Consider the following 14,755-nt stretch of genomic DNA (forward strand, 5'->3'; position numbering starts at 1 on the left):
ATGGGATTCGAGATTAATCTTCCAAAGGAACCGTTGTTGGTTGCTGTTTCCGGCGGCTGTGATTCAATGGTACTGGCACATCTTTTGTATGAAGCGAATCATGATCTAATGATTGTTCATGTTCATCATGGTCTGCGCGAAGAATCGGACGAAGAAGCAGAAGCGGTCCGCGCTTGGGCGGATGCGAGACAAGTGGCTTTTCGGATGACACGACTCGCATGGGATGATCAAACACCGAGCCAGGCGGCTTGCCGGGCGAGGCGTTATGCCTTTTTTCAAGACGTCATGGCTGAGACCGGACGGCGGCATCTTGTGCTCGCACACCACCGGGACGATCAATTGGAGACGTTGTTGATCCAGTTGATCCGAGGGGAAGCAGGCGTCGACGGCATTCCCCGGATCCGTTCTTTTGCGACGGGACAGATTCATCGTCCGTTGTTGACGTACTCCAAACAACAACTGTATGACTATGCAAGAACCCATTACGTGACATGGTATGAAGACGAGACGAATGCCGGAACGAAATATCTCCGGAATCAGATGCGGCACCGGATCCTGCCATGGCTTGCGGAACTTCGCCCGGGTTATGAAGAAGCAACGGTTCAGGCGGCGATATCTCGTCATGAACAAAAACAGGAACATTTCACGTACGTCACGTCCTTTGTCAAAGAACGGATGACGGACCGCGGGCTTCCTCTTGAAGCGATTCAAACACTCCCTTCAGACTTCAAGCGGCTTGTCCTGCGTGCCTTATTACCGGACCGTGACTTTACTTCCGAGGAATACAATCAATTTTTGGCATTGTTACGAGTAGATATGCCGTCCGGCGAAGTGTATTATGGAAACTGGAGGATACAGCGTACATATGGCTACGTGACATGTGTCCGTTGTCCGAGAAAGCACCTGCTCCCGGAAGCATTGGAAGTGGGAATTGATTTGGGCACTTATCATTATGGTGAACAAACGATTGTGTTCTCACGTTCGGCGACCGGTATTCCATTTTCAGCCATCCGTTTTCCACTGACGATTCGACAGCCCTTACCCGGTGACCGGATCCGGTTAGCGGTCGGTACGAAAAAAGTGAGCCGGATTCTTGTGGATGCGAAGGTTCCACGGGGGTTACGGACGGAAATTCCGGTTGTCGTCGATGCGACAGGGCAAGTTCTGGCGGTCATCGGACATCGAATTGCAATATTCGGGTCATTTGAACTCCTCGCAGAATCGTGTTTAATGATAGAATGGTAATGTAGTGTTTAAAATGGAGGAGGAATACCTAGTATGACCTTAATGAATGATATGGAAAAAGTACTGATTTCAGAAGAAGAGATCCAACATAAAGTCGGTGAACTCGCGGGTGAACTGACAGCGGATTACGGAGATCGTTTCCCGCTCCTCGTTTGTGTCCTGAAAGGCGCAATGCCGTTCATGTCAGATCTCGTCAAAAAGATGGACATGCATCTTGAAATGGACTTCATGGATGTCTCGACGTATCACGGCGGTACGACATCGACAGGTGAAGTGAAGATTGAGAAGGATTTAAACACATCCGTAGAAGGTCGTGACATCCTGATTGTCGAAGATATCATCGACAGCGGATTAACATTAGGCTACCTCGTGGACCTGTTTAAATACCGGAAAGCGAAGTCGGTAAAAATCGTAACATTGCTGGATAAGCCAAGTGGTCGTAAAAACGATTTACATGCGGATTACAGCGGTTTTGTCATTCCACATGAGTTCGTTGTTGGTTATGGTCTTGACTATGAAGAAAAATATCGTAACCTTCCTTATGTTGGTGTCTTGAAACCAGCAGTCTACGGCGGCTAATTATTTTTAATCTTGACTGTCACATGATAAGATAAAACCAATTACAAAGCGCGCTTTGCCGCGTTAGGATTCGTATCGATTGAAGAAAATCAATCAGTTGATGCGGAGAGGAGGCCTACGATGAACCGAGCAGTGAAGAATACCCTTGTGTTTGGGGTCATTTTTCTAGCTTTGATCTTGTTTCTGCAATACTTGCAGAGTCCAGTGAACAAAAGCAAAGAAATCAATTACACACAGTTTGTCGAGTCTGTTGAAAAAGGTGATGTGAAGACGGCGACGTTCCAGTATGAGGGACAGACGTACAATGTCACAGGTGAATTACGTGAAAAAGATACGACATATGAAACGGTCGTACCGGCTGTTGATACAGAACTGACGGATTTGTATACGCAATTGCGTAGCCAAAACGTCAAGATGGACTTCAAAGCAGCAGAAACAAACGGTGGTTGGATTGCGCTGTTGACGACAATCGTGCCATTCATCATCATCTTCATCCTATTCTTCTTCCTGATTAATCAAGCACAAGGTGGCGGCGGCGGTGGCCGTGTCATGAACTTCGGTAAATCGAAGGCGCGCCTGTATGATACAGAAAAGAAAAAGATTACGTTTGACGACGTGGCAGGAGCGGATGAGGAGAAACAAGAACTCGTTGAGGTTGTTGAATTCTTGAAAGATCCACGCAAGTTTGCCCGTCTAGGTGCCCGTATTCCTAAAGGTGTCCTCCTTGTAGGTCCTCCAGGTACAGGTAAAACATTGCTTGCCCGTGCAGCAGCTGGCGAAGCCGGCGTCCCGTTCTTCTCGATTTCAGGTTCTGACTTCGTTGAGATGTTTGTCGGGGTCGGGGCATCACGTGTCCGTGACTTGTTTGAAAACGCGAAGAAAAATGCACCATGTATCATCTTCATCGATGAAATCGATGCCGTTGGTCGCCAACGTGGCGCCGGTCTTGGCGGCGGACACGATGAGCGCGAACAAACATTGAACCAACTTCTTGTTGAGATGGATGGATTCAGTGAAAACGAAGGCATCATCATGATCGCAGCTACTAACCGTGCGGACATTTTGGACCCCGCTTTACTCCGTCCAGGCCGTTTTGACCGTCAAATCACGGTTGAGCGTCCAGATGTCGTCGGACGTGAAGCAGTTCTTAAAGTACACGCACGCAACAAGCCACTCGATACGACAGTTGATTTGAAAGCCATCGCGCAACGTACACCAGGTTTCTCAGGTGCAGATCTTGAAAACCTGTTGAACGAAGCGGCACTTATCGCAGCCCGTACAGACCGTGATAAGATTTCAATCGTTGATTTGGAAGAAGCGATCGACCGCGTCATCGCAGGTCCTGCGAAGAAGAGTCGGATCATTTCACCGAAAGAGAAAAAAATTGTGGCATGGCACGAAGCGGGTCATACCATCATCGGTGTCACACTCGATGATGCGGATGAAGTGCATAAGGTAACGATCGTTCCTCGTGGTAATGCAGGCGGTTACGTCATCATGCTTCCAAAAGAAGATCGTTACTTCATGACGAAACCGGAACTTGAAGACAAGATCACCGGATTACTTGGTGGTCGTGTCGCGGAAGATGTCGTCTTTGGTGAAGCTTCCACTGGCGCAAGCAATGACTTCCAACGTGCGACAGGACTTGCCCGTAAGATGGTCATGGAGTTTGGGATGAGTGAAAAACTCGGACCGCTTCAGTTTGGTTCCGGTCAAGGTGGAAATGTCTTCTTAGGACGTGACTTCCAAAACGAACAGAACTATTCAGATGCGATTGCCCATGAAATTGACATGGAAATTCAAGCGATCATCAACCGTTGTTACCAAAAGGCGAAGACGATCTTGACGGAGAAACGCGATCAGCTTGATTTGATTGCGACGACGTTACTTGAAGTCGAAACACTGGATCAAAAACAAATTCACCATCTCTTAGAGACAGGCGAATATAAAAAACATGAGCCTGCGGCCATTACAGAACCGAAAGCAGACGAGAAAACGCCGGAATCGACGACACCTGTCATCGATCAACCGACAGAATCTCCAACGCAACGCGGCTCTGTCATCGACGAAGGACAAAATGTCGATACGGAAAAATCAGGTCAACCACGTCGGGATGATCAAATCTGATTTTCTATCTTCCCGGTCTAATCGACCGGGGTGACGATAGGAATAAGACGGATGATTCGTTCGAGCGAGAGGTCAGCATTCCCAACCGGGGTGCTGACCTTTTTTTGTGGAAGTACCAAGCCGCAGTGCGCACTTCGATAGGTGATGCCTAAACTGCGTGGTATAATCACAACGTATAGAATCAGTTATCGTCAGAGAAAAGTGGGGAATCAGATGATTTTAGTAATCGATGTAGGAAATACGAATATCGTACTTGGAGTATATGACGAACAAACACTTGTCGAGCATTGGCGGATTGCGACGGACCGGACGCGGACGACCGATGAATATGGGATGTTGGTGAAAGCCCTGTTTCGAGATGCAGAGTTAAACGTGGAAGATATTGAGGGAATCGTGTTATCATCTGTCGTACCCCCTGTCGTGTTTCCGCTTGAAAACATGTGCGTCCGTTATTTCAACCGGCGCCCATTCGTAATCGGGCCTGGAATCAAGACAGGACTTGACCTGAAAGTCGACAATCCAAGAGAAGTGGGAGCCGACCGGATCGTCAATGCCGTCGCAGCGACGGTCAAATATGATGGTCCTTTGATCATCGTTGATTTTGGAACGGCAACGACCTATTGTTATATCGATGCAAAAAAACGCTATTACGGTGGAATCATTTCACCGGGTGTCATGGTGTCGACAGAAGCACTTTATAATAAGGCGGCTAAATTACCGCGGATTGAAATTGCCAAACCGCAGTCAACGATTGGCCGCAATACCGTACATGCGATGCAGTCCGGAACGTATTTCGGCTACGTCGCGCAAGTCGATGGACTCGTCCATCGGATGAAAGAAGAAATGGGAGAGGCAACTGTCATTGCGACAGGTGGACTCGCCCGACTAATCAGTGAGGAATCTGCAACGATTAAAATCGTCGATCCATTTTTGACGCTTGACGGGTTGCGGATTATCTACGAACGAAATAAGTGAGGGAAAACGAATGAAACGTGAAGAATTATTAGCACAATTAAAAGATGATTATTTGGTAAGAGCATTAGGGTTTAACGGAGAAGTCCGTGCCTTTGCAATCCGTTCAACAAAAACGGTGTACGAAGCACAACTCCGTCATCAGACGACACCGGTCGTCACGGCAGCACTCGGTCGGACATTGACGATCGGTGCCATGATGGGAACGATGCAAAAAGGCGATACCCGTGTCACATTAAAAGTCGAAGGTGATGGTCCAATCGGAAAAATCATCGTCGATGCCGATGCAAAAGGACAAGTGCGGGGATATGTCAGCCACCCGCGTGTCGAGATGGATACGTACGTCAACAGTGATGGTTTGACAAAATTAAAGGTTGGCGATGCGGTCGGCCGCGGAAATATTTCCGTCATCAAAGATTTAGGTCTACGTGATTTCGTCGGTGGTCAGTCTCCGATTCAGACAGGTGAAATCAGTGAAGACTTTACGTATTACTTCGCCGTGTCGGAGCAAAGTCCGTCTGTCGTTGGAGCAGGTGTTCTTGTTTATCCGGAAGATGAGTCGGTCATCGCAGCGGGCGGCTTGATTGTTCAATTGATGCCGGGTGCATCGGAAGAAACGATTGCGGCACTTGAACAACGTGTTGCGGCGTTAAAACCGATCTCGATTCTTGTCGGTGAAGAAAAAACACCGGAAGAGATGTTGAGTCTTGTACTGGGTGAAACGTTTGAAGTGCTGGATACGATTCCGGTTGCGTTCAACTGTACGTGCGAACGTGAAAAGTTAGCAACTGCAATCGTCGCACTAGGACCCGATGAGATTCAAGCGATGATTGACGAAGATGGTGGCGCGGAAGCCGTTTGCCACTTCTGTTCGGAACATTACCAATACGATGTCGAAGAATTACAATCACTTCGCGAAAAATCACTCGAAAGAGCATAAGAGGGTCTGAAAATGGGAACTGTAAACTCTAAGTACTTGTGGATGTTGATTTTCATTTTGTTGCTGACGAATTTTATGACGGGTGCGTATGCATTCATGGGCGAATTGCCGAAAGTCGATTCACCGAAGATTGTCCAGGACAGTATCGGCGGACCGCTTGAGGATGTCGTCGCGTCGGTCGGAGATGAAGAGATTACGCGTGCCGACCTGTATCAGACAATGCGTAAGGGGCATGAAAAAGAAACCCTCGACCGTCTGATTCAGGAAGCAGTCGAAAAACAGTCGGAAAACGGATCGAAGCCGACAGTAAAGCGCTTTGATTGACAATTTTCATCCAGTCCGTGGATAATTGATCTATCGGATTACTTGGAATTAAAGCTTTTCATTATGAGGAGGAATGGTCATGCGCATTGCGAATTCAGTATTGGATTTAGTCGGCCGCACGCCGATTGTTAAATTAAATCATTTAACAGGACCGGAAGATGCGGACGTGTACCTGAAATTGGAATATATGAATCCGGGGTCAAGCGTCAAAGACCGGATCGCTCTAGCGATGATCGAATCAGCAGAGTCAGCGGGTCACTTAAAAGCAGGCGATACGATCATTGAACCGACAAGTGGCAACACGGGAATCGGACTGGCAATGGTCGCTGCTGCTAAAGGATACCGTTCGATTCTCGTCATGCCGGAAACGATGAGCATGGAACGTCGAACTCTTCTTCGTGCGTACGGTGCGGAGTTGATTTTAACACCCGGTCCAGAAGGAATGAAGGGTGCGATTGCTCGAGCGACGGCAGAAGCGGAAGAACATGGTTATTTCATGCCGCAACAGTTCAATAATGAATCAAACCCTGTTGTTCATGAAAAGACGACTGGACCGGAAATCGTTGAAGCATTTGAAGGATTGACACTTGATGCGTTCATCGCCGGTATCGGTACGGGCGGTACGATCACAGGGGCGGGAAAAGTATTGCGCGAGGCTTTCCAGGGCATTGAAATCATTGCGGTTGAACCAACCGATTCTCCTGTTCTTTCAGGCGGAAAACCGGGTCCCCATAAATTGCAGGGAATCGGAGCCGGATTCGTTCCGTCGATTCTGGATACTAAGATTTATGACAGTGTCGAGCAGGTGACGACGGAAGAAGCGTTTGATCATGCCCGTCGTGCAGCGAAGTCGAACGGCGTTCTTGGTGGTATTTCTTCCGGAGCTGCGATTGCGGCTGCCTTAAAAACAGCGAAGCGTCTAGGCAAAGGGAAAACGGTTCTCGCCATCATCCCGTCGAACGGAGAACGTTACCTCAGCACACCACTGTATCAAGTGGAAGAAGAGGCGGACAGTTCAAAACTGTAATTTTTTTAACCGAGAGGTTCATTCCGATGTAAAGGAATGGACCTCTTTTTATTTGGGCGGGGCAAGCGACTTATGTTTGAGTCCTCCGCCTGTCCGATTTTTTGCGTATAATGAGAGCAGAATAGTTCGGAAGTGGGGGAACGCTCGTGCGACAGACAGTATACGAATCATTTACATGGACAAAGGAACAATTTTATAACCGGTATGTGGAATTGACGGCAGGACAGACAGGACATGTCTGGCTCGAAAGTGGCCGTATCGGATCTTATACGATGGCGGGAGTCCGACCTGTCGGACATATCCGTACGAAAAACGGAGTGACAACGATTCAAGAAGCCGGGGAGCAAAAGCAACGAACAGAGGCGCCGTTTATACTGTTGGAAGAAATACGCGCTCGTTACGCATCGGCTCGTCCGGCAGGAATGCCGCCGTTTTTCGGAGGATTGGCCGGATATGTCAGTTACGATGCCGTCCGCTATCTCGAACGGTTGCCGGAACAGGCGGAGGATGATTTGACAACAGCCGATCTCTCGCTTTACTGGTATGATGAGGTCGCCGTTTTCGATCATCAGGCGGAACGGTTATTTGTAGCCGTCACACGGGATACGGAAGCGGAAGCAACACTTGCTTTGGCAACGGAAGTCGTGTCATGGCGTCAGCCGTGTCCGGTCCCGGTGTTCGCGGCACCGTACGAAAATCAGCTAGACCGTGGACGTTCGTTTGAACGGTCCGCTTTTATAGAGGCAGCAGACCGGATCAAACGTTACATCGAAGCGGGCGATGTCTTTCAGGTGAACCTTGCTGTCCGTCAGCAGGAACCATTGCGGACGACACCGGCGCATATCTATGATGTGTTACGAATGGTCAATCCGTCGCCCTACATGGGTTATTTTGCGGACGAAGAGTTGGTACTCGTTTCAGCGTCTCCGGAATTATTGGTCGAAAAGATCGGTTCATCGCTCGCGACCCGCCCGATTGCCGGAACACGGCCGCGCGGGAAAGACGAGGTAGAAGATTTTGCACTAGCCAAAACGTTACTCGACAACGAGAAGGAACGGGCGGAACACGTGATGCTCGTCGATCTCGAGCGGAATGATTTAGGGCGCGTCAGCGAGTACGGTTCCGTTCATGTTGATGAATTGATGGTCATCGAAAAATATTCCCACGTCCAGCATATCGTCTCAAACGTTCGGGGAGAGATTGCGGAAGGCGAAACCGGAAGCAGTGTCCTTGCTGCGATGTTTCCAGGGGGAACGATCACGGGAGCGCCTAAAATCCGGACGATGGAAATCATTGAAGAGCTTGAACCGGTCCGCCGGGGAATTTATACCGGCTCACTCGGTTTTATCAGCTGGGCGGATGATGCGATTTTCAACATCTTGATTCGGACGCTTGTCGCAAAAGACGGGATGGCGTATATTCAGGCGGGAGCCGGAATCGTGACAGATTCCGACTCGGAAAGCGAATATGAAGAATCACTCAGTAAGGCGAAGGCGCTTTGGGTCGCCAAAGAATTAGCGGAGGGAACGACATGATTGTACTGATCGATAATTATGATTCATTTACGTATAACTTAGTACAGTACTTTGGAGAGCTTGGACAAGAGATCCGTGTTTTTCGAAATGACGCAATTACGATTGAAGAAATTGAAGCACTCGCTCCGGATCATTTGGTTATTTCCCCAGGACCATGCACTCCGAACGAAGCCGGAATCAGTTTGGAAGCCATCCGTTACTTTGCCGGTCGTCTGCCGATCCTCGGTGTCTGCCTTGGGCATCAGGCAATCGGTCAAGTGTTTGGTGGAAAGGTGGTCCGGGCAAAGACATTGATGCACGGGAAAGTGTCTTTGCTTACCCATGACGGTTCCGGCATGTTTGCCGGAATTGAACAGGAGACACCGGTGACGCGCTATCATTCGCTTGTCGTCGAACGCGAAAGTTTCCCGGACGCCTTGACGATGACGGCAGAAGCAGACGGGGAAATCATGGCCCTTCGTCATAAGGAGTTGCCGATCGTCGGCGTCCAGTTCCATCCGGAAGCGATTTTGACACGTGACGGGAAACAGATGTTAAAAAACTTTTTGGAGTTGACACACTATGTATCTTTGGCATGATGGACAGATAAAACAAGAAGAAGACGTACGCATCTCGCCGCTCGATCATGGGTATTTGTACGGGATGGGGGTCTTCGAGACATTTCGGACGTACGCGGGTCACCCGTTTCTCTTTGATGATCACATCGAGCGTCTCCAGATGAGTTGCGCGGCAATCGGTATCAAATTACCTTACAGACTTGATGAACTATTGGCGGCTGTTGAAGCGTTGTGTCGTGTGCATGGAATGGGAGATCTGTACTTCCGCTTAAACGTCTCTGCCGGTGCCCGTGAAATCGGTCTTTCGATTGAACCGTATGAGCAGCCGACCGTTCTGTTGTATGCGAAATCGATCGGTTCCAGACAGATGGCGGAACGGGCGCTTGAAACCGTTCGTTTGCCCCGGAGTACACCGGAAACAAGTTATCGGTTGAAATCACATCACTACATGAACAATTTGGTCGCCAAACGTCAGTTGTTTAATCAAGAGGCGGAAGGCCTCTTTTTGACAAAAGACGGTTTCATCTGTGAAGGCATCACGTCCAATATCTTTTGGCGTTACGGAGAAAGATGGTATACGCCACCACTTGAGACAGGTGCCCTCAATGGTATCACCCGTCAATTCCTGATGGAAGAGTTGCCTGTCGAGGAACGACTGGCATTGTTGCCGCAATTGACGGAAGCGGATGAAATTCTTTATACGAACTCGGTTCAAGAAGCGGTCGCGGTCTCTTCCTTGGATGGTCGAATATTCCCGGGTCTCGAAGGACACGGATATCAAGCAGTCCGGAGATTGTTTGATGATGCCGTCCAGTCGAAGTGGTCAAGGAGGGAAAAAGGATGACTAAAATCATGGGGATTCTCAACGTGACACCGGATTCCTTTTCTGATGGTGGAAACTATGTGGATATCGAACAAGCAGTCCGGCATGCGAAACAACTCGTCGCGGATGGAGCGGACGCGATTGATGTCGGCGGTGAATCGACGAGACCGGGCGCTTCATTTGTCTCGGCTGAAGACGAAATCGACCGTGTTGTCCCGGTTATTCGACGCTTGAAACGTGAACTGGATATATTGGTGTCGATTGATACGTATAAACCGGAAGTCGCCGAAGCCGCTGTTCGTGCCGGGGCAGACATCATCAACGACGTCTGGGGATCGAAGTGGGGGGACGGCTCGATGGTCGAGGTGGCAGCCCGGCATGACGTCCCGATTATTTTAATGCACAACCGCTTAGAACCTCATGGACCGGATATGCTGGCTGAAGTACGGGCCGATTTGGAAGATTCGATTCGATTGGCGAAACAAGCCGGAGTGTCAGAAAACCACATCTGGTTGGATCCCGGGATCGGCTTCATGAAGACGCATCAAGAAAACCTATTTTTAATGCGTCATCTGTCGATTACTACGGACTTTGGTTATCCGGTCCTGCTTGGGACATCCCGGAAGTCAATGATTGGTCTGACGCTTGGCTTGCCAGCGGATCAGCGTGTCGAAGGGACGATTGCGACAGTCTGCTACGGTATTCAACAAGGATGTGAATGGATGCGGGTGCATGATGTGCAGGCGGTCAAACGGGCAGCCGTTATGATGGATACGATGTTGGCTGCGGAATTACCGGGAGGAGAATGATGATGGATCGGATACAGGTGACCGGTATGCGTTTTTACGGATACCATGGTGTGTTTGCAGAAGAAACGAAGTTGGGTCAACGCTTTAACGTCGACCTGACGATTGGTCTTGATTTATCAATTGCCGGTAAGACGGATGATTTACGCGAAAGTGTCAATTATGCGGAGTTGTACGAAGTCACGAAGCAGGTCGTCGAGGGGAAGCCGTTGCAACTCGTCGAAGCGCTCGCAGACCGGATTGCAGAGCAGGTGCTGTTACTCGATTCCCGAATTCTTGAGACGACGATCAAGGTCATTAAACCGGATCCGCCGATTGCGGGACATTATGAACATGTTGCCGTTGAAATCCACCGGAAGCGGGGCGATTATGCATGAATCGTGCCTACGTCGCACTGGGATCGAATATCGGTGATAAAGCGGGACATTTGGCAGCTGCGATTGACGCTCTGCGTCATCTTCCGACGACACAGGCAATCCGTCCTTCATCTGTTTATGAGACGGCTCCTGTCGGCTATACTGATCAAGATCTGTTTTATAATATGGTGATTGAACTGGAGACAGATTTGCCGGCGGAACAACTGTTGGACGTTCTCCAACAGATTGAACAGCAGGAAGGAAGAAAACGTCTGTTTAAAAATGGGCCGCGGACACTAGATCTCGATATCCTTTTATATAACAGTGAGATGATTCATATGGATGGACTGACAGTACCGCATCCACGTATGCAGGATCGGGCATTCGTATTGGCTCCGCTGGACGAACTCGTATCCTCTTATATTGTTCCCGGTTTAAATCGGACGGTTGCTGAACTCTATCAGGATTTACCGGAAACAGAACGAACAGATGTCAGACGGATTGAGTCGGGATCGATTGAAGGAAGAAGGGAAAAAAAGAATGACAGGATTTAAAATTGGAGAAGTCGAATTGAATAACCGTGTCATTTTAGCACCGATGGCGGGTGTCTGTAATCCTGCGTTTCGTTTGATCGCAAAAGAATTCGGGGCAGGCCTCGTCTGTGCAGAAATGGTCAGTGATAAAGGAATCCTTTATGAAAATGAACGGACGATGCAGATGTTATACGTGGACGATCGGGAAAAACCGCTCAGTTTACAGATTTACGGCGGATCGAAGGAAACGTTGGTCCAAGCGGCTCAGTATGTCGATGCCAATACGAATGCGGACATCATTGACATCAACATGGGATGTCCTGTACCAAAAGTGACGAAGTGTGACGCTGGTGCCAAGTGGCTGCTTGATCCGGATAAAGTCTACGAGATGGTTCATGCCGTCTCCCAAGCGGTTGATAAACCTGTCACGGTTAAGATGCGGACGGGATGGGACAGCCATCATATTTATTGTGTCGACAATGTCCGGGCTGCGGAAGCCGGAGGGGCGAAAGCGGTCGCGATCCATGGCCGGACCCGTTCACAAAAATATGAAGGTGTCGCCGACTGGAATATCATCGGTGAAGCGAAGCGGGCAGTCAACATTCCGATTATCGGTAACGGAGATGTCCAGACGCCGCAAGACGCCCAACGGATGATTGATGAGATCGGAGTAGACGGTGTCATGATCGGTCGGGCTGCACTCGGGAATCCGTGGATGCTGTATCAGACGATCCAGTATCTTGAATCCGGAACGTTACCGGCGGAGCCGACACCACGTGAGAAGATTGATATTTGTCTCCTGCATGCCGAACGTCTTGTCGCACTTAAAGGAGAGGCGCTTGCGGTGCGGGAAATGAGAACCCATGTCGCCTGGTACTTAAAAGGGTTAAGCGGCAACGGGCATGTTCGTAAAGCATTATTCGATACAGAGACCCATGCCGGACTGCAAAAGTTGCTGCATGCGTATGTCGAAACATTGGAAACGAATGCAGTACATGTGTAACAGGTAAAGTATAGTCGGGCTAACCCGTTTTATGGTACGCTAATGCCATTGAAGATGAGCGAATCGGTTTTGCTAAGAGCTGTCGGTCATACCGGCAGCTTTTTCATCGAAGAAGTAAAAACCATCGTGAACCATTATAAAAGGAGTGAAGACAGTGAGTCAGGACATGGAAATGAACGATCAAATGCAGGTGCGTCTCGGTAAGATGAACGCCATGCGTGAACAAGGACTCGATCCGTTTGGTGCCCGTTTTGAACGTACGACAGATACGACAAGTATTCGTGCCGCTTACGGCGAACACGAAAAAGAAGAATTGGCAGAACTGAAGCCGGACGTCTCGATCGCGGGTCGCGTCATGACGACACGCCGTAAAGGGAAAGTCGGTTTTACGAACGTCCAGGACGTAAACGGTCAAATCCAATTGTATGTACGTAAGGACGATGTTGGCGAAGAAGCGTACGAAATCTATAAAACATGTGATTTAGGTGACATCGTTGGAATCAGCGGATACGTGTTCAAAACGAATGTCGGCGAACTATCGGTTCACGTCACGTCGTTTACGTTACTGACAAAAGCACTACGTCCGCTTCCGGATAAATATCACGGACTAAAAGATGTTGAACAGCGTTATCGTCAGCGTTACCTCGATTTAATCACGAATACAGAATCGCGTGAGACGTTCATCGCACGCAGTAAAGTCATTCGCGGGATTCGTCAGTATCTCGACAGCCTCGGATACTTGGAAGTTGAAACACCGATGTTGCATACGATTGCGGGTGGTGCGTCAGCTCGTCCGTTCATTACGCATCACAATGCACTTGATATGACACTATACATGCGGATTGCGATTGAGTTGCATCTCAAGCGTTTGATTGTCGGCGGACTTGAAAAAGTCTATGAAATCGGTCGCGTCTTCCGGAATGAAGGAATCTCGACACGCCATAACCCTGAGTTTACGATGATTGAGTTATATGAAGCCTACGCGGATTACAACGACATCATGAATTTGACGGAAAACCTGATTGCCCATGTGGCACAGGAAGTCCTTGGAACAACACAAGTGACTTACGGTGAAGATGTAATCGACTTGTCTGTCGGATGGAAACGTGCCCATATGGCGGATCTGGTTAAAGAAGCAACAGGTGTTGATTTCTTTGAAGAGATTTCAAAAGAGCGTGCCCATGAACTCGCACACGAGCATGGTGTGGAAGTCCAAGCCCATATGACGACAGGACACATCCTTAATGAATTCTTCGAACAGAAAATTGAAGAATCATTGGTTCAGCCGACATTCGTCTACGGTCATCCGGTTGAAATTTCACCACTTGCGAAGAAAAATCCGGAAGATCCTCGTTTTACGGATCGATTTGAATTGTTCATCGTCCGCCGTGAGCATGCGAATGCCTTTACGGAGTTAAATGATCCAATCGATCAACGGGAACGTTTCGAAGCCCAGCTAGTTGAAAAAGAAGCAGGGAATGATGAAGCCCATGAAATGGACAATGACTTCATCGAAGCACTCGAGTATGGCATGCCGCCAACTGGAGGACTCGGAATCGGAATTGACCGCCTCGTCATGTTATTGACGAATTCTCCGTCGATTCGCGATGTACTGTTGTTCCCAACGATGCGTCATCAACAAAACTAATTTGGAACGGTCATTCCCTCGTCTTTCTTCATATAGAAGGAAGCGGGGGGATTTTTGCTTTTATTCATCTAATAAAAACATTTAATTAATCAGGTGTTTATTAGAATAATCATTATGAAAACCGGGAATAAGGTTATTTTAAATGTTTTTCTAATAAAACACTTGTACAAATAAAAACCCCATGGTATATTACTTCTTGTGCCGCAAATGGTTGTGACACACCGAAAAAAATATCAGAAAAGTTATTGACAATCGTGTCGGTGACTTGGTAAGATAATAA

Annotated in this window: 15 protein-coding genes; all 15 read left to right on the top strand. The window is 48.6% G+C overall.

Annotation, left to right across the window (positions count from 1 at the left end; translation table 11 throughout):
• The 15 genes from tilS to lysS all read left to right on the top strand — a co-directional run bounded on the left by tilS (window position 1) and on the right by lysS (window position 14,475).
• Window positions 1–1,245, top strand: a complete 1,245-nt coding sequence (tilS, locus tag HNY42_RS01665; RefSeq protein WP_188004975.1) for a tRNA lysidine(34) synthetase TilS — start codon at window positions 1–3, stop codon at window positions 1,243–1,245.
• A gap of 33 nt (window positions 1,246–1,278) precedes the next feature.
• Window positions 1,279–1,824: a hypoxanthine phosphoribosyltransferase gene (gene hpt, locus HNY42_RS01670; protein WP_012368964.1), complete on the top strand. Its 546-nt coding sequence runs from the start codon at window positions 1,279–1,281 to the stop codon at window positions 1,822–1,824.
• Window positions 1,825–1,944: 120 nt separating this feature from the next.
• Window positions 1,945–3,951 (top strand): ATP-dependent zinc metalloprotease FtsH, encoded by a 2,007-nt coding sequence (ftsH, locus tag HNY42_RS01675; protein WP_188004976.1) that lies wholly within the window; start codon window positions 1,945–1,947, stop codon window positions 3,949–3,951.
• Window positions 3,952–4,164: 213 nt separating this feature from the next.
• Window positions 4,165–4,926 (top strand): type III pantothenate kinase, encoded by a 762-nt coding sequence (locus HNY42_RS01680; protein WP_131504484.1) that lies wholly within the window; start codon window positions 4,165–4,167, stop codon window positions 4,924–4,926.
• Between the two features lie 10 nt (window positions 4,927–4,936).
• Window positions 4,937–5,863, top strand: a complete 927-nt coding sequence (hslO, locus tag HNY42_RS01685) for an Hsp33 family molecular chaperone HslO (RefSeq protein WP_114597445.1) — start codon at window positions 4,937–4,939, stop codon at window positions 5,861–5,863.
• A gap of 12 nt (window positions 5,864–5,875) precedes the next feature.
• Entirely contained in the window at window positions 5,876–6,187 is a 312-nt protein-coding gene (locus tag HNY42_RS01690) for a SurA N-terminal domain-containing protein (RefSeq protein WP_188004977.1), read from the top strand.
• Between the two features lie 79 nt (window positions 6,188–6,266).
• Window positions 6,267–7,214, top strand: a complete 948-nt coding sequence (gene cysK, locus HNY42_RS01695; protein WP_188004978.1) for a cysteine synthase A — start codon at window positions 6,267–6,269, stop codon at window positions 7,212–7,214.
• Window positions 7,215–7,360: 146 nt separating this feature from the next.
• A complete protein-coding gene (locus HNY42_RS01700) occupies window positions 7,361–8,749 on the top strand; it encodes an anthranilate synthase component I family protein (protein WP_131973687.1) in 1,389 nt (462 codons plus the stop codon).
• The gene (locus tag HNY42_RS01705; protein ID WP_131504480.1) at window positions 8,746–9,327 is read left to right on the top strand and encodes an anthranilate synthase component II; all 582 of its coding nucleotides are present in this window, start codon (window positions 8,746–8,748) and stop codon (window positions 9,325–9,327) included. Before HNY42_RS01700 ends, HNY42_RS01705 begins: the two co-directional genes overlap by 4 nt.
• Window positions 9,311–10,150 carry an aminotransferase class IV gene (locus HNY42_RS01710; RefSeq protein ID WP_188004979.1) on the top strand — a complete coding sequence of 280 codons (840 nt, stop codon included), beginning with the start codon at window positions 9,311–9,313 and terminating at the stop codon, window positions 10,148–10,150. Before HNY42_RS01705 ends, HNY42_RS01710 begins: the two co-directional genes overlap by 17 nt.
• Complete coding sequence (gene folP, locus HNY42_RS01715) at window positions 10,147–10,938, top strand: dihydropteroate synthase (RefSeq protein ID WP_131504478.1); 792 nt, start codon at window positions 10,147–10,149, stop codon at window positions 10,936–10,938. The genes HNY42_RS01710 and folP overlap by 4 nt, the downstream gene beginning before the upstream one ends.
• Window positions 10,939–10,940: 2 nt before the next feature.
• Complete coding sequence (folB, locus tag HNY42_RS01720; RefSeq protein ID WP_131973702.1) at window positions 10,941–11,312, top strand: dihydroneopterin aldolase; 372 nt, start codon at window positions 10,941–10,943, stop codon at window positions 11,310–11,312.
• Complete coding sequence (gene folK, locus HNY42_RS01725; protein WP_026826979.1) at window positions 11,309–11,845, top strand: 2-amino-4-hydroxy-6-hydroxymethyldihydropteridine diphosphokinase; 537 nt, start codon at window positions 11,309–11,311, stop codon at window positions 11,843–11,845. The genes folB and folK overlap by 4 nt, the downstream gene beginning before the upstream one ends.
• A complete protein-coding gene (gene dusB / locus HNY42_RS01730; RefSeq protein WP_131504477.1) occupies window positions 11,832–12,827 on the top strand; it encodes a tRNA dihydrouridine synthase DusB in 996 nt (331 codons plus the stop codon). Before folK ends, dusB begins: the two co-directional genes overlap by 14 nt.
• A 166-nt stretch (window positions 12,828–12,993) precedes the next feature.
• Window positions 12,994–14,475, top strand: coding sequence for a lysine--tRNA ligase (lysS, locus tag HNY42_RS01735; RefSeq protein WP_188005396.1), 1,482 nt, complete (start codon window positions 12,994–12,996; stop codon window positions 14,473–14,475).
• The last annotated feature ends 280 nt before the right edge of the window (window positions 14,476–14,755 follow it).

It is taken from the genome of Exiguobacterium sp. Helios (assembly GCF_014524545.1).
GTDB lineage: Bacteria > Bacillota > Bacilli > Exiguobacteriales > Exiguobacteriaceae > Exiguobacterium_A.

Bases quoted from the DNA above. Each gene is read 5' to 3' on its own strand.
- lysS (WP_188005396.1), top strand. From the start codon at position 12,994: ATGGAAATGAACGATCAAATGCAGGTGCGTCTCGGTAAGATGAACGCC.
- hpt (WP_012368964.1), top strand. From the start codon at position 1,279: ATGACCTTAATGAATGATATGGAAAAAGTACTGATTTCAGAAGAAGAG.
- folK (WP_026826979.1), top strand. From the start codon at position 11,309: ATGAATCGTGCCTACGTCGCACTGGGATCGAATATCGGTGATAAAGCG.
- dusB (WP_131504477.1), top strand. From the start codon at position 11,832: ATGACAGGATTTAAAATTGGAGAAGTCGAATTGAATAACCGTGTCATT.
- ftsH (WP_188004976.1), top strand. From the start codon at position 1,945: ATGAACCGAGCAGTGAAGAATACCCTTGTGTTTGGGGTCATTTTTCTA.
- HNY42_RS01690 (WP_188004977.1), top strand. From the start codon at position 5,876: ATGGGAACTGTAAACTCTAAGTACTTGTGGATGTTGATTTTCATTTTG.
- HNY42_RS01680 (WP_131504484.1), top strand. From the start codon at position 4,165: ATGATTTTAGTAATCGATGTAGGAAATACGAATATCGTACTTGGAGTA.
- folP (WP_131504478.1), top strand. From the start codon at position 10,147: ATGACTAAAATCATGGGGATTCTCAACGTGACACCGGATTCCTTTTCT.
- HNY42_RS01705 (WP_131504480.1), top strand. From the start codon at position 8,746: ATGATTGTACTGATCGATAATTATGATTCATTTACGTATAACTTAGTA.
- cysK (WP_188004978.1), top strand. From the start codon at position 6,267: ATGCGCATTGCGAATTCAGTATTGGATTTAGTCGGCCGCACGCCGATT.
- hslO (WP_114597445.1), top strand. From the start codon at position 4,937: ATGAAACGTGAAGAATTATTAGCACAATTAAAAGATGATTATTTGGTA.
- HNY42_RS01710 (WP_188004979.1), top strand. From the start codon at position 9,311: ATGTATCTTTGGCATGATGGACAGATAAAACAAGAAGAAGACGTACGC.
- tilS (WP_188004975.1), top strand. From the start codon at position 1: ATGGGATTCGAGATTAATCTTCCAAAGGAACCGTTGTTGGTTGCTGTT.
- folB (WP_131973702.1), top strand. From the start codon at position 10,941: ATGGATCGGATACAGGTGACCGGTATGCGTTTTTACGGATACCATGGT.